19 protein-coding genes and 2 pseudogenes are annotated in these 21,524 nt (G+C 61.4%); 12 read left to right on the top strand and 9 right to left on the bottom strand.

The window, feature by feature from the left end; genetic code table 11:
- Positions 1-7: 7 nt before the first annotated feature.
- Together J2X66_RS25430 and J2X66_RS25425 are read right to left on the bottom strand one after the other, a co-directional pair.
- Positions 8-1,156: an amine dehydrogenase large subunit gene (locus J2X66_RS25430; RefSeq protein ID WP_310270158.1), complete on the bottom strand. Its 1,149-nt coding sequence runs from the start codon at positions 1,154-1,156 to the stop codon at positions 8-10.
- Between the two features lie 225 nt (positions 1,157-1,381).
- Entirely contained in the window at positions 1,382-2,863 is a 1,482-nt protein-coding gene (locus tag J2X66_RS25425) for a PAS domain S-box protein (protein WP_310270155.1), read from the bottom strand.
- Positions 2,864-3,103: 240 nt separating this feature from the next.
- Here J2X66_RS25425 and J2X66_RS25420 point away from each other — a divergent pair, with 240 nt between their 5' ends.
- The 9 genes from J2X66_RS25420 to feaR all read left to right on the top strand — a co-directional run bounded on the left by J2X66_RS25420 (position 3,104) and on the right by feaR (position 11,019).
- Positions 3,104-4,267, top strand: a complete 1,164-nt coding sequence (locus J2X66_RS25420) for an acyl-CoA dehydrogenase family protein (RefSeq protein WP_310270152.1) — start codon at positions 3,104-3,106, stop codon at positions 4,265-4,267.
- 26 nt (positions 4,268-4,293) lie between these two features.
- The gene (locus J2X66_RS25415) at positions 4,294-4,665 is read left to right on the top strand and encodes a hypothetical protein (RefSeq protein WP_007945348.1); all 372 of its coding nucleotides are present in this window, start codon (positions 4,294-4,296) and stop codon (positions 4,663-4,665) included.
- A gap of 3 nt (positions 4,666-4,668) precedes the next feature.
- On the top strand, positions 4,669-5,139 hold the full coding sequence (locus J2X66_RS25410; protein ID WP_310270145.1) for a nuclear transport factor 2 family protein: 471 nt from the start codon (positions 4,669-4,671) through the stop codon (positions 5,137-5,139).
- Positions 5,136-6,257 carry an amidase gene (locus J2X66_RS25405; protein WP_310270142.1) on the top strand — a complete coding sequence of 374 codons (1,122 nt, stop codon included), beginning with the start codon at positions 5,136-5,138 and terminating at the stop codon, positions 6,255-6,257. The genes J2X66_RS25410 and J2X66_RS25405 overlap by 4 nt, the downstream gene beginning before the upstream one ends.
- A gap of 33 nt (positions 6,258-6,290) precedes the next feature.
- Positions 6,291-7,574: an aromatic ring-hydroxylating dioxygenase subunit alpha gene (locus J2X66_RS25400; RefSeq protein ID WP_310270139.1), complete on the top strand. Its 1,284-nt coding sequence runs from the start codon at positions 6,291-6,293 to the stop codon at positions 7,572-7,574.
- The gene (locus tag J2X66_RS25395) at positions 7,571-8,071 is read left to right on the top strand and encodes an aromatic-ring-hydroxylating dioxygenase subunit beta (RefSeq protein WP_310270135.1); all 501 of its coding nucleotides are present in this window, start codon (positions 7,571-7,573) and stop codon (positions 8,069-8,071) included. The genes J2X66_RS25400 and J2X66_RS25395 overlap by 4 nt, the downstream gene beginning before the upstream one ends.
- Positions 8,072-8,082: 11 nt before the next feature.
- Complete coding sequence (locus tag J2X66_RS25390; RefSeq protein WP_310270130.1) at positions 8,083-8,823, top strand: SDR family NAD(P)-dependent oxidoreductase; 741 nt, start codon at positions 8,083-8,085, stop codon at positions 8,821-8,823.
- A gap of 178 nt (positions 8,824-9,001) precedes the next feature.
- Positions 9,002-9,949 (top strand): PDR/VanB family oxidoreductase, encoded by a 948-nt coding sequence (locus J2X66_RS25385; RefSeq protein ID WP_310270125.1) that lies wholly within the window; start codon positions 9,002-9,004, stop codon positions 9,947-9,949.
- A gap of 152 nt (positions 9,950-10,101) precedes the next feature.
- Positions 10,102-11,019 carry a transcriptional regulator FeaR gene (gene feaR, locus J2X66_RS25380; RefSeq protein WP_310270122.1) on the top strand — a complete coding sequence of 306 codons (918 nt, stop codon included), beginning with the start codon at positions 10,102-10,104 and terminating at the stop codon, positions 11,017-11,019.
- A gap of 160 nt (positions 11,020-11,179) precedes the next feature.
- Here feaR and J2X66_RS25375 read toward each other — a convergent pair whose 3' ends face one another.
- A complete protein-coding gene (locus tag J2X66_RS25375) occupies positions 11,180-11,809 on the bottom strand; it encodes a response regulator transcription factor (RefSeq protein WP_007945336.1) in 630 nt (209 codons plus the stop codon).
- Between the two features lie 258 nt (positions 11,810-12,067).
- On the opposite strand from J2X66_RS25375, the gene hpaC reads away from it, so the two are divergent.
- Complete coding sequence (gene hpaC / locus J2X66_RS25370; RefSeq protein ID WP_310270120.1) at positions 12,068-12,580, top strand: 4-hydroxyphenylacetate 3-monooxygenase, reductase component; 513 nt, start codon at positions 12,068-12,070, stop codon at positions 12,578-12,580.
- A 138-nt stretch (positions 12,581-12,718) separates the two neighbouring features.
- Here the strand turns inward: hpaC and J2X66_RS25365 are convergent, their stop codons facing one another.
- Genes J2X66_RS25365 through J2X66_RS25355 form a run of 3 tightly spaced genes read right to left on the bottom strand, consistent with a single transcriptional unit; the run spans position 12,719 to position 16,343 of the window.
- Positions 12,719-13,735, bottom strand: coding sequence for a phosphotransferase (locus J2X66_RS25365; RefSeq protein WP_310270117.1), 1,017 nt, complete (start codon positions 13,733-13,735; stop codon positions 12,719-12,721).
- Positions 13,736-13,744: 9 nt separating this feature from the next.
- A complete protein-coding gene (locus J2X66_RS25360; RefSeq protein ID WP_310270114.1) occupies positions 13,745-15,025 on the bottom strand; it encodes an aspartate aminotransferase family protein in 1,281 nt (426 codons plus the stop codon).
- Positions 15,018-16,343, bottom strand: a complete 1,326-nt coding sequence (locus J2X66_RS25355; RefSeq protein WP_310270112.1) for an amino acid permease — start codon at positions 16,341-16,343, stop codon at positions 15,018-15,020. Before J2X66_RS25355 ends, J2X66_RS25360 begins: the two co-directional genes overlap by 8 nt.
- Before the next feature lie 524 nt (positions 16,344-16,867).
- Between J2X66_RS25355 and J2X66_RS25350 the strand changes: the two genes are divergently transcribed.
- Positions 16,868-17,230, top strand: coding sequence for a DUF6124 family protein (locus tag J2X66_RS25350; protein ID WP_310270109.1), 363 nt, complete (start codon positions 16,868-16,870; stop codon positions 17,228-17,230).
- 69 nt (positions 17,231-17,299) lie between these two features.
- On the opposite strand, the pseudogene J2X66_RS30355 reads toward J2X66_RS25350, so the two are convergent.
- The 3 genes and pseudogenes from J2X66_RS30355 to J2X66_RS25340 form a co-directional block, all read right to left on the bottom strand.
- Positions 17,300-17,896 (bottom strand): annotated as a pseudogene (locus tag J2X66_RS30355) (methyl-accepting chemotaxis protein); the annotation flags it as partial.
- Positions 17,897-18,157: 261 nt separating this feature from the next.
- Positions 18,158-19,207: pseudogene (locus tag J2X66_RS30350) on the bottom strand (HAMP domain-containing protein); the annotation flags it as partial.
- A gap of 327 nt (positions 19,208-19,534) precedes the next feature.
- On the bottom strand, positions 19,535-20,857 hold the full coding sequence (locus tag J2X66_RS25340) for a hypothetical protein (RefSeq protein ID WP_310270103.1): 1,323 nt from the start codon (positions 20,855-20,857) through the stop codon (positions 19,535-19,537).
- Positions 20,858-21,098: 241 nt separating this feature from the next.
- Here J2X66_RS25340 and J2X66_RS25335 point away from each other — a divergent pair, with 241 nt between their 5' ends.
- On the top strand, positions 21,099-21,488 hold the full coding sequence (locus J2X66_RS25335; RefSeq protein WP_310270101.1) for a c-type cytochrome: 390 nt from the start codon (positions 21,099-21,101) through the stop codon (positions 21,486-21,488).
- Positions 21,489-21,524 lie beyond the last annotated feature (36 nt).

Genomic DNA, 21,524 nt, shown 5'->3' with positions numbered 1-21,524 from the left:
ACCTCGTCTAGTAGCTCATGACCTGAGTCGCGGTTTTTGCGACTTTCGGCATGCTGCCGGTGAGCTTGTTGGTCTTCAGATCGAAAATCTGCAAACCGCCTTCGACGTCGGCACCCAGCAACAGTGGCTTGTCGTCGCCCGTCGCTTGCATGCTCCACACCGGCACCGGCGCTTCCAGGGTCGCGACTTTCTTGTGGGTCTTGAGGTCATACGCCCAGATCAGCGGGCTCGGGTCTTCCCACTTCATCGGCTCGTGCGCGTCGTGCATCAACACGTACAAACGGTCGAGCTTCGGTGCCACCGCCATCAGTTGCCAGCCGCCCGGTGCCCAGCCGGCTTTCTTTTCTTCGTCGGTGGTCAGCGACCACGTCGGCAGGATCTTCGGCGCGTCGGCGGAGAAATCCACCGGGCGAACCGTGCCGGTCGTGGTGGTGAAGTAGTAGGTGTCGCCGACGTTCACCGCGCGCTCGTTGAGCTTCTCCGCGTTCGGGTCGAAGAACGGCGTGCGGCTGCGCGCGGTTTCCAGGCCCTGATCGTTCAGCGTGATGACCTGCAAGCTGCCATCGCCGCACAGCGAGGCGAAGCGGCGGTTGCCGACCGGGTAGTTGAGCACGCAACCCGGAATCGCCAGTTCGGCGGTGACGGATTTGGTTTGCGTGTCGACCACGGTCACCGAGGTCGACGGGGTGAAGTTGTAGACGTAGACGAAGCGGTCATCGCTGCTGGTACCGATGCCGAAACGCTGGGTCAACGATTCTGCACGCTTGGTCGGAATCAACAGTTCCCAGGCCGGCGCCAGGGTCGAACTGTCCCACGCGGTCAGCACATCGGTGCGGGTGCCGCGAGTACCGCGCGAGTAGAAAATGTCGGCGCTGTAGAGGGTTTTCTTGTCGCGGCTGAGCGTAGAAGGCGCGGCAAAACCGGTCGGCACCATGCCGAGCACGCGCTTCTTGTCGGGGTCGACCACGGTGACGCGGCCCGCCACGAAACTTTCGAATTCGACGTCGACGATAAATGCACGATGGACTTCCGGCGGAAACGCCAGGACGGTCTGGCCGATGGTGTCAGCCGGCAGGTCCGCACGGGCGCTGTTCAAGCCGAGTACAAGCAGGCTCAGACCTAGCGCTGACTGTACGTTGATCCTGTTGGTTCGCATTAGGGGAACTCCCTGAATTGTTATTCACGCAGATCGCGGGTGCTTGGGCAGATTTTTACAATTCGATTCTGCCTCGCCGGGAAAAGCCGAGAATTGCTGTGGCTGCCAAGTGTTTGTGTGTCTGTGCCAGTCGTAGAAAACACGCCACAGCGATTCAAATGACACGGGCGAACGCACCCCTGCAGCAGCCTTCGGCAGCGGCTACCACAGGTGTGCGGGTGACTTTTAGATGGGGGTGGCGAGGGGAAGGGAGAAGGCGAACACCGCGCCACAAGGTTCCAGGTTTTGCGCCCAGATATCCCCGCGATGGCGGCCGATGATGTTTTTGCACAGCGCCAGGCCAATGCCGTTGCCGCTGACTTTTGAAGAGAAAAAACCGTCAAACAGCTTGTCCTGCTCCAGTGCCTGAATCCCGCGTCCGCGATCCTCAACCCGCACCTGCGCAACCTGATCACCCTGGCTTGCCTGAATCCGCAACACGCGCCGGTCCAGCGGCAAATCGCTCATTTCTTCGATGGCATTAAAGGCCAGGTTCAGGATGACCTGCCCGATCAATACCTTCTCGCAACTGATCAGCAACGGTTCAGGACCGGTCACGATCTCGACCGTGATCCGGCTCGGATCAGCCCGCAGGCTGATGAAGTATTGGGTCTCGCGCAGCAGCTCATTGAGGTCGATCAGCTCTTCGGATTGCTCCAGCTTGACCACGTATTCGCGCACGCTCTTGATGATCACCGACGCGTGCTCGATTTGCCGCACTGCGTTCTGCAAACCCCAGGCCACGCCTTGATCAGTGCCTTGATCCTTGCCCAGACGAATCACCGCGCCTTCAATGAAATTACGCGTGGCCGCCAGTGGCTGACTCAGCTCATGGGCAATCGCCACGGCCATTTCGCCCATGGCGTTATAGCGCGCCAGGTATTCCAGTTTCTGCTCGCTGACCCGCCGGGCTTCTTCGGCGCGCACCTGTTCGGTGACATCGCGGAACAGCAGCAAATGCCCGACCAGATCGTCCTCAATCTCGATGTAGCGGCACGTCGCATGGTGCCAGCGCCATTCCCCGTCACGCCGTTGCAAGTGGTAGTGAACGCTGAACGGTGCGTGTTCCGGCTGTTCGCAGGACAATTGTTGCAGCAGGCGCTGGCGTGAAGTGTCGTCGCACCAGTCGAGGAAGTTTTCGCCGATCAGCGGCTGATCCTCATTGTTGAGCAACTGCGCGGCAGATTCGCTGATAAAACGGATATCGCCCTGCGGCCCGAGCACCGCAACGCCCTCGGCCAAATCCTGCATAAACGCCTTGAGGCGGCTTTCGAAGCGCTTGAGGTCGCGCTTGACCTTGTCCTCCTTGGAGATGTCGCGGAACTGCACCATCAACACATCACGACCGTCCAGGTGCACCAGCGTCGCCACTGCTTCCGAGAGAATCTCCACGCCTTGCTTGGAGCGATAACACCACTCGATGGCGCGCTGGCCAGTGCGTGCCGCGCCCTCCAGCCAACGCAAACCGACCGAACGCCGGTACTGCGGCGCATCGCTGGTCATGTCCGGGGCCTTGAGCGGCGTCAGTTCTTCCAGGGTAAAGCCCAGCACCGTCAGGGCGGCGGCGTTGGCCCACAGGATCTCCTTGCTGTGGGCATCGTGAAGAATGATGCACAGCGGCATGGCTTCAATCAGGGCGCAGAAGTCGTTCGGTTTTGGCAGATACATCGCGCAGCCCTTGGCGGCAGAGGGGTCGATTACAGAGGAAGTCGAAGTATGGCGTTTTATACCGGCTTGCGCCCGGCGATGCGCTCAGAGGTTACCGGGGGCGGGCTAGGGGTTTTCTTTAGCCAAGGGGTTACACGCCCCAATAGTGGCGAGCGGATGCGGTTTTTACACTGAACCCATCAACGGTCGCCCCGCCCCAGGCAGGCTCCGTCTAATAACAAGTCAACGGAGATCAAGCCCATGCTGCGTTCAGCTACTGCGCAGAAAGACCTTCTGCCAGACGTCGACGACACCAGCGTCCACCGCCAGGCATTTCAGCAGGTGCTGGATGAAGTGCGCCAGCGTCGCGATGAATTCGACGCCGGCTCCCACGTGCCACGGGACATGATCGAGCGCTTCAAGCAGATCGGTATCTACCGCGCCGCCACACCGAAATGCTTCGGCGGTGATGCACTGGCACCGGCGCTGTTCCTGCAGATGATCGAACGCATCTCCGAAGCCGACGGGTCCGCCGGCTGGGTTGCCAGCTTCGGCAGCGCCGGGGTTTATCTCGCCGCATTGCCACCGCAAACCCTGGCTGAAATTTATGCCGACAGCCCGGACCTGGTGTTCGCCGGAGGCTTGTTCCCGTTGCAACCCGCCGAAGCGGTCGATGGCGGCTGGCAGGTCAGCGGCACCTGGAAATTTGCCAGTGGCTGCAAAGGCGCGGACCTGCTCGGTGTCGGCATCGGCGCTGCCGGTGGCAAACCGCGAACTGCCGTGTTCCGTGCCGATCAGGTCGACATCGTTGAAAACTGGGACGTGGTCGGCCTCAAAGGTACGGGCAGCCATGACCTGCGCGTCACCGACAAACACATCGATGAGCGCTGGACGTTTATCAGGGGCGGGGTTGCGACCATTGATGAACCGCTGTTTCGCTACCCGTCGATTGCCTACGCCGCGCAAGTGCTGGCCGTGGTCAACCTCGGCCTGGCCCGCGCCGCCCTCGATGAAGTCAGCCGCATGGCGGCCGGCAGCGGCATCACCGGCGCGCCGAAAATGGCTGACCGCGCTTACGTGCGCATCGAGATCGCCAAGGCCGAAGCGCAACTGGCTGCCGCTCGTGGCTTCTTCTACAACGCCACCGAGCAAGTGTGGAACTCGATCCTCGCCGGCCACCCGGTCACGCCGGAGCAAACCAGCCTGTTGCGCCTGTCTGCGATTCACGTGTCCCAGGCCGGTGCGGCTGTGGTGCAAAGCGCTTACAGCCTCGCCGGCACCACCGCGATTTACCTGCGCCACCCGCTGCAGCGCTATTTGCGCGACTCGATGGTGGTCACTCAGCACGCATTCCTCAGCGAAGGCCTGTACGACGGAGCCGGTTCGGTGTTCCTCGGCGTACCGCCATTCCCTGGCTACATCTGAACCCACTCTTCCAAGGATCAAGTTCCATGACCCAGACCACTCAAGAACCACTGCGCGTCGTCTTCTGCATCGGCATCACCCAAAACTTTTTCGACCTGCCCACCGGTGAAGGCCTGAGCGTGTGGAAAGGCTTCAGCCAGATGATGGGCTCGCTCGGCGCCATGCCCGGCATCACCGTGCTCGGCGCGATGGACGATGACCGCTTGATGGTCGGCCCGTCCACCACCTCGCCATGGACCGTGTACATCATGGCCGACGTCGACTGCCACCAATCGGTGATCGACGCCTGCAACCTGTTCCGCACCACGCCAGTGAACGAATACAGCCTGTGGCGCTACGCCAAGGTTGAAGCGCGCATCGGTCGTCCGCTGACCATTCCTGATGCAGCCAAGGTTTAAGCCATGAACGAGGTCTTGCTGCAGCGACTTGCAACGCTGGAAGGGGAGAGCCAGGTGCGCCGCTTGATGGCGCGCTACATGGACCTGTGCGATGTGCCGAGGGCGCCGACTCATGTCCGCGATTTGGCGGCACTGTTCTGCGTCGATGCGATCTGGGAAGGCGTCGGCAGCCAGACCGCGCAGACCTTCGGCCAGCACCAGGGGCGCGAGGCAATCGCGGCATTCGTTGGCGGTTACTTGCCGCCCTCGGAGCACTTTCGCCTGAACCTGCATTTCCTCACCAGCGAGTCGATTGTGGTCGACGGCAGCACGGCTCGGGGGCAGTGGATCATGCAGCAGATTTCCACCTACGCCGATGGCCGCAGCGAGTTGTTCGGCACGCGCCTGAACATCGATTTCCGCTGTCGCGACGGCGTCTGGCTGATCGCGCATTTCCGTACGCAACGCTTGTTCAACACGGGGTTGGGCGCATGAGCACGTTTATCAGCGAATTTATACTCGGTGGCAGCGGCAAACGGGTCGCGATCAAAGACTCCATCGACATTGCCGGGCATGCGACCCGTTCCGGCAGCCGCGCCTTTGCCGAGGTGGCACCGGCCACCCGCAACGCCGACGTCGTCGACGCGATCCTCGACGCCGGCTGGCAAATCGTCGGCAAAACCAACATGCACGAACTGGCCTTTGGCGTCACCGGCATTAACGACTGGACCGGCACCCCGATCAACCCGCAAGCGCCGGATCGGGTGCCGGGTGGTTCCTCCAGCGGTTCGGCCGCCGCGGTCGCGGCCGGTCTGGCGGACATCGCCATCGGCACCGACACCGGCGGCTCGGTGCGCGTGCCGGCGGCGTGCTGCGGCATTGCCGGGTTGAAACCGACTTACGGTCGCGTCAGCCGGCTCGGTGCGCATCCGGCGGAGTCGAGCCTTGATTGCGTCGGGCCGTTCGCCGTCGACATGGCGGACCTGATCGCCGCGATGCAAGTGATCTGCCCCGGTTTTCAGGTTCAAGGTATGCCGTCGGGTAATGCCTCAGTGGGCTTCCTCGAAGTCGACTGCGATCCGCACCTGCAAGCGAGCCTCGGCGCTGCCGCTGACCGTGCCGGTTGGCGTCGCAGCAACCTGCGCCTGAGCGAATTCGAAGCCGCGTTCACCGCCGGTTTGACCGTGATCAATTTTGAAAACTGGGCCGCGTTCGGCCACCTCACCGGCAAAGGTTTGATCGGTGCGGACGTCGAGCAACGCCTGTTGGCCGCCAGCCGAACCAGCGGTGCCGACCTGGCGCAAGCGGAGAAAGTCCGTGCGCGTTTCAGTCAGCAAGTGGACGCCGCACTGGAGCAATTCGCCGTGCTGTTGTTGCCGACGATGCCGAGCCTGCCGCCAACGCTGGTCGAAGCGCGCAGCGCGAGTAAAGCCGTGGCCGGCATGACCCCGCTGGTTCGGCCGTTCAACCTCAGCGGCCATCCGGCGCTGACGGTGCCGGTGGAACTGGATTGCGGCGGGCTGAAAGTCGGCCTGCAGATTATCGGCCGAAAAGGTCAGGACGAAGTGGTCTGCGCCTTTGGTGCGCAACTTCAACACAGCAGGCACCCCTGAAAACAAGTCATAAAAAGCCATGAGGAGAACCGCATGAGCACTCATGAATACCGGCTGATCGCATCATCTAAAAGCCCCGACGAACTGGTCCGTCACGACCGCGTCGATGTCTCGCTGTACAACGATCCGGCACTGTTCGAAGCCGAGCTGGAAAAGATTTTCTACCGCACCTGGGTGTGGGTGGCTCACGAAAGCGAAGTGCGCAACAGCGGCGACTTCAAGACCGCGACCATTGGCCGTCGCCCGGTGATCGTGGTTCGCGACAAGAAGAACACCATCAATGTGCTGGAAAACCGCTGCCGCCACCGTGGCGCCACGGTGTGCGAAAAACACAAAGGCAACGCCACCGGTTTCACCTGCCCGTACCACAGCTGGTCGTATGGCCTGGACGGAAAACTGCGTGCGCTGCCGTACCCGGACGGTTACGAAGGCATTCTGGAAAAGTCCGAATTGCCGCTGACCAGCCTGCGCGTGGAAAGCTACGCCGGCATGGTCTTCGCCAGCTACAACGACGAGATCGAACCGCTGGAAGACTTCCTCGGTGGTGCCAAACACTGGATGGACCTGTTCATGAAGCAGGGCGCCGGCTACCCGATCAAGACCCAGGGCGAACACAAGTTCAGCTTCAAGGGCAACTGGAAGATCCAGTTGGAAAACACCACCGACGGTTACCACTTCCCGATCGTGCACAAGTCGTTCATGTCGTCAGTGGATGAAGAAACCTCGGAAATGCTCTCGTTCATGACCGACGAACAAGCGGTCACTCACTCGCTGGGCAATGGCCACAGCGTGATGGTGATGGTGCCGGAGCACGTCGATCTGGATCACGATGACGGCACTGAACAACTGCAGGAGCGCTTCGCCCACGTCACCGAAGAACTGTCGAAAACCCTGCCGGCAGATCAGGTGCGCCGCATCGTGCGTTCGCTGCACGGAGCCGGGTTCAACCTGAACCTGTTCCCGAACGTGGCGATGTCGATGTCGTTCTTCCGCGTGCTGCGTCCGGTCTCGGTCACCGAAACCGAGATCCGCCACGTCGCCCTTGGCATGGACGGCGGCCCGGAAATCGCCAACCGCGAGCGCCTGCGCATTCACGAACACTTCCAGGGCCCGTTCGGTTTCGGCAGCCCCGACGACGCCGAGGCCTGGGACCGTGTGCAGCGCGGCTCGTACGCCGGCGTCGACGCGCCAATCCTGGTCAACCGCGGTCTCAATCGCGAAATCACCGCCGAGAACGGCGACAAGGTGAGCCACGCCACCGACGAGGGCGGCATGCGCGGTGCCTATGACATGTGGAAAAGGATGATGAGCCAATGAGCAATCACGACACCTTGAGCGGTTTTTCCGGCCCGTTGGCCCAGACCATCGAATTCATCTGGCGCGAAGCCGAGTTGCTCGATCACAAGCACTACGCCGAATGGGCGACCTTGTGGAGCGACAGCGGCAAGTACATCGTGCCGATCGACCCGGACACCGAAGACTTTGAAGCGACGCTCAACTACGCCTATGACGATGCGCGCATGCGTGACTTGCGCATCGAGCGCCTGACCGCCGGCTACTCGCCGTCGGCGGTGGACGCGGCGAAAACCATCCGCACGATTTCGCGTTTTCGTCTGGTGGAGGCCGCCGGCGACCTCGTCGAAGTGAATTCCGCGCAGTTGCTGTACGCCTACAAACGTGGGGTGCACACGCCGTTCGTGGCTGACCTCAATCACCGCATTCGCTTCGTCGATGGCGTGGCGAAACTGGAACGCAAGGTCGTGCGCCTGATCAACTCCACCGACAGCCTCAACGCGCTCGGTTTCCTGCTGTGAGGGCCGCCACCATGAACCGAGTTGCTCTGGTGACTGGCGCTTCGCGCGGTCTCGGCGAATGCATCGCTCGTCGCTTGCATGCGGCGGGCTATCGCGTCGCGCTGGCCGATGTGTGCCTCGACGGCGTGCAACGGCTGGCGGCGGAACTCGATGGCAGCGGCGCGACAGCCGTGGCCATCGAACTGGATGTGCGCAACAAGGCCGACTTTGTCCGCGCCCGTGATCTGCTCGCCGCGCGTTGGGGCGGCACGGACATTCTGGTGAACAACGCCGGTCAGTCGAAAGTCGCAGCGTTGATGGAGATCACACCCGAGGAGTTCGACGAGTCGATGGCGATCAACCTGCGCGGCACGTTTGTCGCCTGCCAGGTGTTCGGCGCGCACTTCGCCGAGCGTGGTTTTGGGCGCATCGTCAACATCGCTTCGCTTGCCGGGCAGAACGGCGGCACCGCCACGGGCGCGCATTACGCGGCGGCCAAGGGCGGGGTGGCGACGCTGACCAAGGTCTTTGCCCGTGAATTGGCGCCGCAAGGGGTGACGGTCAACAGCATTTCGCCGGGGCCGCTGGACCTGCCGATCGTGCGCGAAACCGTGGCGCCGGAAAGGTTGGAGCAGATTCTGAAGATGATTCCGTCGGGCACCCTCGGCTCCCCCGAGTACATCGCCGACAGCGTCCTGCTATTGATTGCCGACCACGCCGCCTCCGTGACCGGCGCGTGCTGGGACATCAATGGCGGGTTGTTCATGCGCTGACACGCAATCAACTGTGGCGAGGGAGCTTGCTCCCGCTGGGCTGCGAAGCGGCCCAAAGATAATGGCCGCACCGAAGATTCTGCGGCTGCTGCGCAACCGAGCGGGAGCAAGCTCCCTCGCCACAAAAGCTGTGCCAGAACCAAGAATTAGTCGAATCAACCGTATTTCAGGTGATGCAATGATGAAGGTGAGGATCGAAAGGATCGTCGACGAAGCGCTGGATATCCGTTCCTTTCGCCTCGTGCGCAGTGACGGTCAGCCGCTCGACAGTTATGAACCGGGGGCGCATGTCGACCTGACCGGGCCGACCGGCGTGACACGCCAGTATTCGCTGTGCAGTCCGCCGCAGGACCGCCGCGCGTATCTGGTCGCGGTGAAGAAAGAAGCGCAGTCGCGCGGTGGTTCCGCAGCCCTGCACGAGGTGGAAGAGGGCATGGAGCTGGAAATGGGGGCGCCACGCAACCTGTTCCGCCTAGACCCAACCGCCACCGAGCACGTGCTGTTTGCCGCCGGGATCGGCGTCACGCCGCTGTTGAGCATGGCCTATCGACTGGCAGAAAGCGGCCAACCGTATCGCTTGCACTATTTCGCCCGTTCGCCGGAGTACGCCGCGTTTTCCGCGCTGCTGGCCAGCACGTTTGCCGATCATGTGCAGTTTCATTACGGCGTCGAACCGGCCGACATGGACACCGCATTGAGCCAAAGCCTGGCTCAGGCCGGCAACACGGCCCACGTCTACACTTGCGGCCCGGCGCCGTTCATGAACAAAGTGGTGGAAGTCGCCACCCGCAGCCGCAGCGAAGACGCGATTCACCTGGAACATTTCCAGGCCGATCCCGCCGCCAATGCCGGCCCGAGTGGCGGTTTTGAAGTGGAACTGGCCAGCTGCGGCGTGGTGCTGCAGATTCCGGCCAATACCAGCCTGGTCGACGTGCTCCAGGCCTACGGCTGCGACATCGACACCGAGTGCCGCGAAGGCATCTGCGGCACGTGCATCGTCGAGGTGCTGGACGGCGTCCCGGAACACCGCGACAACTGTTTGTCGAGTAAGGAGAAGGCGGGTAACAAGCGCATTTGCGCCTGCGTTTCGCGAGCGCTTTCCGCTCGTCTGGTATTGGACCTGTAAGGGGCTAAACCCCTGGAAACATTGCGTGGGAGTCGATTAAATCGGCGGCCCACGACCGTCTAGGGAGGCGACGGTCAGTACCCGGAACTAATCGAACCGCTCGACGAAGCGGTCGAAAAATAACAATAAAACTGACGTGAGGCCCTGCGGTCATGAGTACTACTTCGGCGGTGCGCAACGATGCATTCGAAAGTTGGTTAAGCCAGGTCAATCAGGCCTGTGGGCGCTTCGACGCCCGCGCACTGGACGCGAATTTCTACGGTGAACTGGCGGAGTACCGCAGCGGCGCGATCAACCTCAGCGTGGTCGACATGGCCCACGTGCATTTGTATCGCACCAGCAAAGACGTCAGCACCAGCAGCGACGGCCACTACTACGCGGTGTTCCAGCTGCGCGGCAGTTCGCAACTCGAGCAGGGCGACAACCGCGCTTTATTGGCCTGTGGCGACATCGCGCTGATCGACGCTTGCCGCCCCAGCGACATGACCTACAACGAGGATTCCCGGCAGTTGTCGCTGATCCTGCCGCGCCAGGTGGTGCAGCGCGGTTCGCACTTCAATGCAGTCAACTGCGCCACGCGCATTGCGGCCAACACGCCACTGGCGGCGCTGGCCAACCGCATGGTCCTGGAAACCCGGCAGCAACAAAGCCTCGACATGCAGGAAAGCGAAGCGGTGCTCGACGCGCTGGTCAGCCTGCTGCTGCCGGGGATCAGCGCCCGCGATGTCGGCGCGGATGCCCACGAGCGGCAATTTCGCAAAACCATCGCCTACATCGACGAACACATCAGCAGCGAAGCATTGTGCCCGGAGCTGATTGCCCGTGAGGTGGGGATTTCGGTGCGTGGGTTGTACCGGATGTTTTCCAAGCGCGGCCTGGTGGTGGCGCAGTACATCAAGCATCGGCGCCTGGATTTCTGTGCGCAAAACCTGCGCCGCTCCGACGTCGAGCAGAAGCTCTCGGCGCTGTGCTATGCGTGGGGGTTCTCGGATTCCAGCTACTTTTCCTCGGCATTCAAATCACGCTTTGGCGTGTCGCCCGGCGAGTACCGCAAGCGCTATAGCCACTGACCGAGCGTGCTCGCGATGGAGGAGTGTCAGTCGACTCGATGTTGAATGTGAGGGCCTCATCGCGAGCAGGCTCACTCCTACATTGGTCCTGCGTGCACAGTTCCAGTGTGGGAGCGAGCCTGCTCGCGAAGGCGGCCTGAAGACCGCCAAAGATTGAAACTCAATGCCTTGCAGGCTCATCCACCGGCAAATGCAGCACCTCGCGCACCAGCATGGCAATGCTGCTTACGCCCATCTTTTCCTTGATCTTGGTCCGGTGCACATCAACGGTTTTCACGCTGATGTTCAGCTCCCTGGCAATCACTTTGCTGGCCTTGCCATCGATCACCAGCATCAACACTTCCCGTTCCCGGCTGGTCAGCAGTGCGAGCTTGCCTTGCAGGTTCTGGCGCTGCTGCTGATCGGCCTGGGCATGAACGGCGGTCTTCAGCGCGGCCTGAATGCGGTCGATCATTTGCTGCGGGTTATACGGTTTCTCGACGAAATCCAGTGCCCCGTTTTTCATCGCCGTGACTGACATCGGAATGTCGCCATGAGCAGACACGAAAATCGTCGGCAAGGTGCTGCCTCGCTGGTTGAGGATCTCCTGCAACTGAAAGCCGCTGGTTTCCGGCATGCGCACGTCCAGCACCAGGCACGCCGGCTGCTTGGGATCGTACTGGCTCAAAAACTCTTCAGCGCCGGCAAAGCATTGCGCCTGAACGCTGACCGACTCCAGCAACCAGGCGAGCGAGGTGCGCAGGTCTTTGTCGTCATCGACGATGTAAACAATCGGTTTGCGGGTTTCCATCAGGGACTGCCACGAGAAATTCTATTTATTTTTATCGCACGCGTGCACGCTGCGGCGGACTTGCGCCTATGTTGGCGCCTCAAGGCAGGATACCCACTGCGAAGGGCGCTGACGATAAAGAAACCACCTAGTCGACTAGCGGAAAGCCCACCTCGCCATGGGGATCGTCAGAATGGTTACGGGCCGCGCCGGGCCTTAGTCTTGTTCCATCACCAAGGGCCGCGCAACGACGGTCCTCCTGAAGGAAGGGGCATCGACATGGCCGACCTGAGCCAGCAGCAAATCGACTTTCGCAACGCCATGGCGCAGCTGCCTGCTGCGGTGAACATTATCACCACCAACGGCCCCGGCGGACGCTGCGGCATCACCGCCAGCGCGGTGTGCTCGGTCACCGATTCGCCACCGACCGTGCTGGTCTGCGTCAACCGCAACAGCGCCACCCACGACGTGTTCCGCACCAACGGCCATCTGTGCGTCAACGTGCTGTGCGGCGAACAGGAAGAACTGGCACGTCACTTCGCCGGCATGACCCAGGTGACGATGGCCGAACGTTTTGCCTGGGACCTGTGGGATGAAGGCGACACTGGCGTGCCGTTGCTGCGTGATGCGCTGGTGCAGCTGGAGGGGCGAATCACCGAGTGCAAGGAAGTCGGGTCGCATTCGGTGATGTTTGTTGAGTTGTCGAATGTCGGCGTGCGCGGAGAGAGGGATAGCCTGGTGTATTTCAACCGGTTGTTTCATCGGCTGGAGCATGCGGCGGCGGTTTGCTGAGTCACCGCGTAGGCGGACTGGCAGTCACCGCACTGTTGCAGATACTCCTTAGCCAAAAAGCACACCCGATCAATCCACATCGGCGCCATTTCGATCGCTGTTGATCGTTCCCACGCAGAGCGTGGGAACGATCGGGAGTTACTGTTGCAGATACTCCTTAGCCAAAAAGCACGCCCGCTCAATCAACATCGGCGCCATTTCAATCGCGGTCGGTGTACCTTTGCGGGTATGAATCCAGCCCAAGTACGTAGTGCCACGCAGCATCAAAAACAGCGCCAACGTCTCTCGGTCCGCTTCAGTCAGCGGTTTAACCGCGTCATACCCCGCCAGCAACGCCGCTTTGATCTGCTCATACCGCGGATCATCCAGGCAGAAATACAACGCCGTCGCCAGCTCAAACATGTGCCAGCCAAACCCCGCATCATCAAAGTCGATCAACCTCAACTGCGGGCCTTCAATCAGCAGATTCTCCGGCACAAGGTCCGCGTGAATCATGCCGAAGTTATCCAGGTGCCGACCGTAACGACGCAAGTCGTTACGTGCGCGGCGTCGGGCTTCCTGGAACAGCAAGCGCTGCTCGTCGCTGAGCTGCTCCAACTCCCAGAACCGCCCCCAAAAAGGATTGGCGCCGATCAGTCCGTCCTCATCCCACGCATGCCGCACAAACTCGTCCGGCTGCTGCCAACTCGCCGCATGCGAGTGAATGCGTGCGGCAATCGCCCCTGCTTCAGCAAACAGAAAATCAATTTCCGTATCGGCCTGCACCCCGGCTTCAGAGGTGCCCGCCGTCGCGCCGGGCAGCCAGGCGAGCATGTCGACATGGCGCGGTTCACCGATGTCGGCATGCAGCACTTCCACCAGATGCCGCTCATCACGCGCGCGGATAATCTGCGGCACGGTGATGCCGGCAGTGGCCAGCGCTTCCATCCATTGCAACTCGGAACGCAGCGCCGCCTCGCAGTGATAGCCGTTGCGATGGATGCGCAGGGCGACGCGCTGGCCGTCCTCGCGCCGCGCCGAGAACACCGCGTTTTCGCGGAATTTCACCAGTTCGATCTCGCCAAACTCGCCGTCCCACTGTTGCAGGGCATGGCGGGCGAGGTCGTGCAGTTTGGCGACTTGCTGGTCGTGGCTCAGGGTGTGGAATTGGGTCATGACAAAGCCTCAAAGAGCGCTCAGGGCGCGGTCCAGCGTGTCAACGAAGAGGTCGGCGTGGTCGCGGTTGAACACCAGCGGCGGCCGCAGTTTGAGAATGTTGTCGCCGGCGCCGATCTTGCTGATCAGCACGCCGTTTTCCCGCATATCGTTCACCACCTTGCGCGCTTCTGCCCCGGCAGGCTCCTTGCTGGCGTGGTCGCGCACCAGTTCCATGGCGAAGAACAACCCTTTGCCGCGTACATCACCGATAATCGAATGCTTGCCGGCCAGCCCTTGCAGGCGCTGCTGCACATAGGCGCCGACGAATTGCGCGTTGCGCAGCAGTTGTTGTTCTTCAATCACATCCAGCACCGCCATGCCGACCGCAGCCGCCACCGGTGAGCCGCCGAAGGTGTTGAAGTACATGGCGCTGCGCCCGAACGATTCGACCAAGGCCTTGCGGGTGATCAGCCCGGCCAGGGGATAGCCGTTGCCCATCGGTTTGCCGAGGGTGACGATGTCCGGCACCACGTTGTGGGCCTGATGACCCCAGAGGTGATCGCCGGTGCGGCCGAAGCCGGATTGCACTTCATCGGCGATGAACAAACCGCCCGCCGCACGGATCAATTCAGCGGCTTTATTCACAAAACTGGCCGGTACACGCGGCAAGCCTTCATTGGCGAATAGCGTGTCGATCAGCAGCGCGGCGGGGCGAATGCCTTGGGCCTGCATCGAGGCGATGGCGGCTTTGATGTTGGCGGCATATTCCTCCGCCAGTTGCGCTTCGCTGGTGCCGGCCGGCGCGTGGTACAGGCACGGAATCGGCACGGCGCGGGCATGGGCGGCGAAGGGTTCGGGCGAGGGCAGCGCGGTGGTGACTTCGGCCAGCGAGGCCGAATTACCGTGGTAGTTGTAATCGCTGACGATGATGCCGGTGCCGCCGCTGGCAAAACGTGCCAGGCGCAGCGCCAGTTCGTTGGCTTCGCTGCCGGTGCAGGTGAACATCGCGGTATCGAGCGGCTCGGCAAAGGTCGCGGTCAGGCGTTCGGCGTAACGCACCACTTGCTCGTCGAGGTAGCGGGTGTGGATGTTCAGCGTCATCGCCTGACGGTGCATCGCTTCCACCACGTGTGGGTTGCAATGGCCGACACAGGGCACGTTGTTGTAGACGTCGAGGTAGCGCTGGCCGTCGACGTCGTACAGCCAGACGCCTTCACCGCGCACCAGGTGCAATGGCGTGTCGTAGAACAACGGTGAAGCGCTGCCAAGGACGCGATGGCGACGTTGCAGGAGCGTGTCTTCAGGCATGGTCCGGAACCTCGATGTCGGCGCTGCGGGCGGGCATCCGGGCGCGCAGCAGGAAGTTGAAAATGCACAGGACGAAAGTCACCACGAGGGCGATCAGCATCATCATGTCGAGTTGGAAGCAGGCGGCGATCACCATCAGCGTCAGGGCCAGGCCCAGCCAGGCAACCACGGTACCGCCGGCCAGACGGAACGGGCGCGGCAGATCCGGCTGGGTGCTTTTGATGCGCAGGTACGCGCCGAAAATGAACAGGTAGCAAACGTTGAGCAGCAGCACGACGGCGAGCATCACGGTGGCCGGGTCGACCGCGGACATGGGCAGGCCGATTACACCGATCAGCAGCAAGGCCGGGAACGGCGTGCCGCGCTTGCCGGTCTTGCCCAGCCACTGCGGGAACAGTCCATCGCGGGCCATGGCGAACAATTGGCGCGAAGCGGCGTAGATCAGCGAGAAGAACGTCGCGATCAAGCCGAACACCGCGCCGCAACCCACCACGTTGGCCAGCCAAGAGGCGTCGCCGTAGACGTTGGTGCTGGTCATCGCGGCGTACAGCGGATCGCCCGCCGAACCGACCAATTCGACGCCACCGGCGCCCGGTGCGCAGACCAACACCACTAACGCGGTCACCAGCAAGGTGCCGATGGCAGCGAGAATTCCCCGTGGCATGGTGCGGCCGGGGTTATGCGCTTCTTCTGCCGCCGAACCTGTTTGTTCGACCGTGATGAACAGCCAGATTGCGAACGGCACGCAGGCAAATATCCCGCCGAGGCTGACGGCTGGACCGGTAAGGGCTGCCGGCATCTTCAACAGGTTCGCCGTTTCGACGTGCGGCGCCATGGCCACGCCAAAGGTCAGCAATGCGCCGACCGCGATGACCCCGGCGATCATGGTCAGGCCCATGGCCTCTCCGACACCGCGCAGGTGGATGCCGATAATCACCGCGAACAAGGCGATTTTCACTGGCCAGCCACCGAGGCCGAAAATCGATTCGGTGTAGGCGCAAATAAAGGTGGCCGCCGCACCGGTGCCGATGGTCAGCGCTATCGCGCAGGCGACGCCGACCAGGTAACCCACGAACGGTCCGAAGGCGCTTTGTGCATAGACGAACACACCGCCGGCACTGGGTAATGCGGTCGACAATTCAGCGACGCACAACGCCAGCCCGCCGCACAGCAACGCCATTAGCACCGTGGCGATCAACATGTTCATCCAGCCGCCGGCCATCAGGCCGAAATTCCAGCCGGAGAACTGCCCGGCCACTACTAACGCAATTCCGAGGCCGGCAATCTTTGGCCAGCCCAACGCACTTTTCTTAAGCACAGAAGTCTCCCGCGACCCTGGGGTCGATTTGTTGTTTTTGGGGGTAGAAAAGGGGATCGGTTTTGATACTACGCGGGGGTGGGGACGGGGCTTGTTTGTGGGTATGCCAAGCGGTTGTTTGTGGATGCCAGAATGGGTGGGGTGAGGGTAGGGGGACCGCGATGGCGGCCTCAAATCGGAGTGCTGTTTAAAGGTGTTTAAGGATACTTCCTGAAAGCTACAACGCCTTGCGCCATTCCCTACGACTACGCCAGAATCCGCCGGCTTGTGCGCTTTGGACGCCCTCGGTAACTTGATTCCCGTCACTGATTCCCAGTGATCGGGTTTAGTAGCCCGAGGATATGAAGGCTGCACAAGCGTCTGTCAGACAGGTATTTCCATGCCTGTATTTGATGGTGGCTGTGCGCAGGGCGTCCTCGGACGCGCCGGCTTTGCCTTCGTTCTCCGGTCTACTAACCTGCGTACAGCCGCCACCCCTCGTATTAGTAGCGAGGCGTGGCTGCCCGATAAGGACGAAGGTAAATATGTTCAAGGTAACGCCATATCCGCCAGACACAGATCCGGCATCCCCCTACGAATCACTCGATTCAAAGAAGCTCCACGAAGCCGCCGAACGCGCCCTCGATCACTACCTCAACCCAGGCGCCATCAAATCCCCGGCGACCCGCAAACCCAGCACGATGTTCATGCTCGCACCGAATCTGCGGGACGAAGACCTGTTGGCCCACACCTGTGAAACATTGGCCCAGGCCAGTGTCATGACCAGCGACTTCGCGGGGTACCTGGAAGGGCCGCATCGGCATACGGCCATGGCGATCCAGCAGATCATCATGCTGGCCGAACTGGCGGCGAACCGGATGCTGGATAACGTTGAGGTGCCGAAGTAATACCCAGGCACTGCGTTATCGTTCATCGCGGGCTTGCCCGCGATGGCGGTGGGTCAGGCAACACCCATCTCAGATCCGAAAACTACCCACAAGTTGATTCAACCGATCCGCCTGCCGTTCCAGCTCAGTACACGCCCGCAACGTCGATTGCAGGTTTTCCACCCCTTGCTGATTCAGGGTGTTGATCTCGGTAATGTCGACATTCAACGCCTCAACCACCGACGTCTGCTCTTCTGTAGCGGCGGCCACCGACTGATTCACATTGTCGATCTCGCCAATCCGCTGCGTCACGCTGCTCAGGCGTTTACCGGCCAGGTTGGCGATGCTCACGCTTTCCTCGCTGTGCTGCTGGCTTTCGGTCATGGTGGTCACCGATTCGCGCGCGCCGATTTGCAGCTCTTCGATCATCTGCTGAATCTCCGCCGCCGAGGTCTGCGTACGCCCGGCGAGGCTGCGCACTTCATCGGCGACCACTGCAAAACCTCGTCCGGCTTCACCGGCACGGGCGGCTTCGATGGCGGCGTTGAGCGCCAATAAATTGGTTTGCTGCGAGATGCCCTTGATCACTTCGAGAATGTGCCCGATGTTTACGGTTTTGCCGTTGAGCACTTCGATATTGGCGCACGAGGTGCTGATTTTGCCGGACAGTTCGTTCATCACCTGGATCGTGCGCTCGACCACCTGACGCCCGTCCTCCGCTTGTTGCCGTGCGGCCGAAGCCTGTTGCGACGCATCGGAGGCGTTATGCGCAATTTCCTGCGCCGCAGCACCCAATTGATTGATCGCGGCGGCGACGCTGTTGGTGCGGGTCGATTGTTCGTCGAAATTGCTCAGCGACGAATTGGAGGCGAGCAGCACACGCTTGGCACCTTCGTTGACACCGAGTGCCGCCGAAGACACCTCGCGGATCGAATGATGAATACGTTCAACGAAGCGATTGAACGCCGTCGCCAATTGACCGATTTCATCGCGTGATTGCACCGACAGGCGCCGGGTCAAATCACCTTCGCCCAGAGAAATATCTTCCATCACTCGCGTGAGCAGTTGCAGCGGCCGGGTGATGCGAAACGCCGCATACCAGATCAGCATCAACCCCAGCAACGCCGAGCCACCGCCCAACAACAACTCCAGCGCGGTGCTTTGCACGCCTTGCGCGTCGAGTTCGTTTTGTAGCGTGGTCACCGGTGCCAGCAACACGTCTTGCGGCACACCGACCAGCACGCCCCACGGCGCCGCGCCCGCCATCGGCGCCAATGGTTCGAGGACGTTGATCTGCTGCTGATCGACAAACACCTTCGCTTGGCCCTGACGCAAGGCGTCCATCACCGGGGCATTGTCCAGCGGCTGCCCGAGGCGGCTGACGTCCTGGCTGTTGGCGGAAATCACCCCGCGCGGGCTGACGATGCTGATCTGCCCGTGACCATCGAACAGTTGATGGGCGCTGGCTTCGCTGTTGTGTTGCAGGGCGGCGAGGTTGATGTCGAGGCCGACCACGGCGATGACTTTGCCGTTGTCCATCAGCGGAAACGCGATGCTGGTCACCAGTTTGCGACTGCCGGATGCCTCGTCGAAATACGGCTCCAGCACGCAGGCCTGGCGGGTGTCGCGGGCGCAGGTATAGAACGCGTTGTACGGCGCGCCGCTGGGGCCGGGGGAGGTGTTGGCGAGCAGGGCTTCGTCACCGATCACCGCTTGCAGTTCGCCGGGTTTGCTTTGCACCCAGTACAGGGAAAAGCGGCCGGTCTCGTTGCTGCCGGTGTCCGCCTGATTGGCGAAAGCGGCGTCAGTGCCATCGAGGGCGTCGGGTTCGAAAATGACATAAAGCCCGAGCAGGTCGGGCTTGTCGATCAGGGCCTGGTGAAGCTGGGTGCTCAGCTCCTGGCGCAGTTGCGGCCGGGTCAGATGGCCCTGCTGTTGAAGTTGCCGCAAGTACAGCAAGTACCGTGACAAGCCTTGGCCGTATTCGTGAGTCTGCATGAAGGTGCGTTGCACCTGCATCGCCTGCACGGTGCCCAGCGCCTGCATGTGTTCCTTGGCGGCGTTGGCGAGCATGTCGCTGCTGGCCTTGGCCACTTGCTGGCTGCTTTGGTGGGTTTGATACAGCGACAAGCCCATCAGCAACCCCACCACCAACAACAGGCAGAGGCCGGCGAGCAGGGCGATCTTGCTCTGGATCGTCAGACATTTTGAGTGCATTGGAAACTCCGTTTCCGTTGAAAGGCCATGTACGCCTCAAGCCGGTCCCTGTCGCAACTGGCGAAGCCTGTGTCCGGCTGCTACAGGGATTGTGTTGGGCTTACAGACCTAGAACGTGGTGGCGAACACCACTTGGCTGTAGAGGTTTTTGTCGTTGTTACCCAACTGGGTGCCGCCTTGCTCGGCGCTCTTGTCCGGCTGGTACAGGCCGATCAGCGGCATCACCGTCAGGTGCTCGTTGACGTGCCATTCGGCGTACAGATCCACCTCGTGACCATCGGTGTTGCCGAGGTTGCGGGAGAGGGTGTCGTAGTTGAAATACATCGCGCCGACGTTGAGGTTCTCCAGTGGCGAGACTTTCAGCGTGACGTTCTGGATACGCGAGTTGCTGTTAAATGGACCGGCGTAGTTACCGGCCACCTCACCCTGGAACCAGGTGCCGTAACCGCGGCTGAAGCCATAGAACAAGGTGTCGTAGTTTTCCGAGAAGCGGCTGTAGCGATAGCCGACATACGGCGTCCAGATCGCATCGGAAAAGGTCCAGCCCGCTTCCAGGTACCAGGCGTCTTCGCTGCTGGTGTGCGGTTTGTCCTGCTTGGCGTATTCACCGGACAGGAACAGATTTTTCACCCCGGCATTGCCGGTCGCACGCAGGCTGTAGGTCTTCATGCCATCGCGTTCCAGCTGCAATGGCGAAGCGTATTGCTCGTCGATGTCGGTGGTGTCGATGTAGGTCAGGCCGACCGTGCCTTCTTCGGCCACATGTTCGAGGGTGCCGACGTACATTTCGGTCTTGGCCTGGGCGCGGTTATCGGACTTCAACCACATCAGGTCGCTGCGCCAGCCTTGCTTGCCACCGAGACGCAACACGGCGGTTTCGTCGAAGGCTTTACGCGCGGCGAGGTAGTAGGCGCCGCCGCGATTGAACTCGCCGTCGGCCAGGCCTTTGCCCATGTTCAGCGCGTCGCCATCGATCAGGAAGCCGTCGCCGACCACGATGTTCTGACGGCCGAAGGACAGGTCGATACCGTCATCCCCCATCGCTTTAAACAACTTGCCCGAGCGCCAGCCGAGGTAGGCGTCTTCGAACTTGGTGGTGCGTTCCGAACCGTCGCTGAAACCGGCGGCATCGCCATCGCCCCAGGTGCCGGAGCTGAGCATATTGCCGGCGCCATAAGCGGTGCCGAAGCCGGCCAGGCCTTTGTCGAAGCTCAGGCCGTACTTGATGTAACCCTCTTGCCAAGACGAAGAACCTTCACTGAGGCGGCCCGACAGTGCGTAGTTTTCCTGGCTGTGGAAGGCGCCGAAGACGGCTTCCAGCGTGGCGTTCAAATGACTGTCGTCATTGGCATAGAGTTCGTAGGCGTGGGCCTGGGTGGCACTGATCATCAGCGCGAGCGTCGAGAGACGAAGCAAGGGGGACTTGAGCATGGTGTGGCATCCATTCTTGTTCATGACCACAGGGTTGAGGTCTGTTTCGATACTAAGGCGCGGAACTTTTCCAGCCTTTTGTGTGGTTGCCAAAGAGTTGCCTGTGCTTGCCAAAATGCCCGGTTTGGCAGGCCAGCCAACACGACTGGCACGCAGGGCAAAACCTGCGCGTCACTGACCGCTGACAATCCGTCTCAACCCTGCTGTTGCTTCCCCTCACGGATTTTCAAGGTCGCTTCTTATGTTCACTTCGCAGAAATTCTCCCTCATCGGTGTGCTGACCCTGGCGCTGGCGCAAACCGTCGTCGCCGCTGACTGCGCACCGGATCAGGGCCACGGCGCCCAAGTCTTCGCCAATGAATGCGGGGTCTGCCACTCCGTGAGCAAAGGCATGGCCGGGATGATGGGGCCAAACCTGGCGGGCGTGGTCGGGCGCAAATCCGCTTCGCTCGAAGGCTTCAGCTACTCCCAGGCGATGCGCAGCAAAGACGTGACCTGGCAAGCCGAAACCATCACGCAGTTGATCACCCAACCTCAGGCCTACGTGCCTGGGACCTACATGCCCTACATGGGGCTGGCCTCCGCCGATGATCGTCAGGCGGTGGTCTGCTATCTCAAAGAACAACGCTGAACAGCCGGATTTTTCCGGGCTGACCCCCACGTTTGA

It is taken from the genome of Pseudomonas sp. 3296, from assembly GCF_031456615.1.
GTDB lineage: Bacteria > Pseudomonadota > Gammaproteobacteria > Pseudomonadales > Pseudomonadaceae > Aquipseudomonas > Aquipseudomonas mucoides.
The sequence above is the reverse complement of the archived record's forward strand: the minus strand, read 5'-3'. Positions and strand labels throughout refer to the sequence as shown.

Excerpts from the sequence above, each read along its gene's own strand:
- J2X66_RS25340 (WP_310270103.1), bottom strand. The coding sequence starts at position 20,857 with ATGCTCAAGTCCCCCTTGCTTCGTCTCTCGACGCTCGCGCTGATGATC.
- J2X66_RS25360 (WP_310270114.1), bottom strand. The coding sequence starts at position 15,025 with ATGCCTGAAGACACGCTCCTGCAACGTCGCCATCGCGTCCTTGGCAGC.
- J2X66_RS25425 (WP_310270155.1), bottom strand. The coding sequence starts at position 2,863 with ATGTATCTGCCAAAACCGAACGACTTCTGCGCCCTGATTGAAGCCATG.
- J2X66_RS25415 (WP_007945348.1), top strand. The coding sequence starts at position 4,294 with ATGACCCAGACCACTCAAGAACCACTGCGCGTCGTCTTCTGCATCGGC.
- J2X66_RS25335 (WP_310270101.1), top strand. The coding sequence starts at position 21,099 with ATGTTCACTTCGCAGAAATTCTCCCTCATCGGTGTGCTGACCCTGGCG.
- J2X66_RS25420 (WP_310270152.1), top strand. The coding sequence starts at position 3,104 with ATGCTGCGTTCAGCTACTGCGCAGAAAGACCTTCTGCCAGACGTCGAC.
- J2X66_RS25405 (WP_310270142.1), top strand. The coding sequence starts at position 5,136 with ATGAGCACGTTTATCAGCGAATTTATACTCGGTGGCAGCGGCAAACGG.
- hpaC (WP_310270120.1), top strand. The coding sequence starts at position 12,068 with ATGGCCGACCTGAGCCAGCAGCAAATCGACTTTCGCAACGCCATGGCG.
- J2X66_RS25365 (WP_310270117.1), bottom strand. The coding sequence starts at position 13,735 with ATGACCCAATTCCACACCCTGAGCCACGACCAGCAAGTCGCCAAACTG.
- J2X66_RS25390 (WP_310270130.1), top strand. The coding sequence starts at position 8,083 with ATGAACCGAGTTGCTCTGGTGACTGGCGCTTCGCGCGGTCTCGGCGAA.
- J2X66_RS25430 (WP_310270158.1), bottom strand. The coding sequence starts at position 1,156 with ATGCGAACCAACAGGATCAACGTACAGTCAGCGCTAGGTCTGAGCCTG.
- J2X66_RS25350 (WP_310270109.1), top strand. The coding sequence starts at position 16,868 with ATGTTCAAGGTAACGCCATATCCGCCAGACACAGATCCGGCATCCCCC.
- J2X66_RS25385 (WP_310270125.1), top strand. The coding sequence starts at position 9,002 with ATGATGAAGGTGAGGATCGAAAGGATCGTCGACGAAGCGCTGGATATC.
- feaR (WP_310270122.1), top strand. The coding sequence starts at position 10,102 with ATGAGTACTACTTCGGCGGTGCGCAACGATGCATTCGAAAGTTGGTTA.
- J2X66_RS25410 (WP_310270145.1), top strand. The coding sequence starts at position 4,669 with ATGAACGAGGTCTTGCTGCAGCGACTTGCAACGCTGGAAGGGGAGAGC.
- J2X66_RS25375 (WP_007945336.1), bottom strand. The coding sequence starts at position 11,809 with ATGGAAACCCGCAAACCGATTGTTTACATCGTCGATGACGACAAAGAC.
- J2X66_RS25400 (WP_310270139.1), top strand. The coding sequence starts at position 6,291 with ATGAGCACTCATGAATACCGGCTGATCGCATCATCTAAAAGCCCCGAC.
- J2X66_RS25395 (WP_310270135.1), top strand. The coding sequence starts at position 7,571 with ATGAGCAATCACGACACCTTGAGCGGTTTTTCCGGCCCGTTGGCCCAG.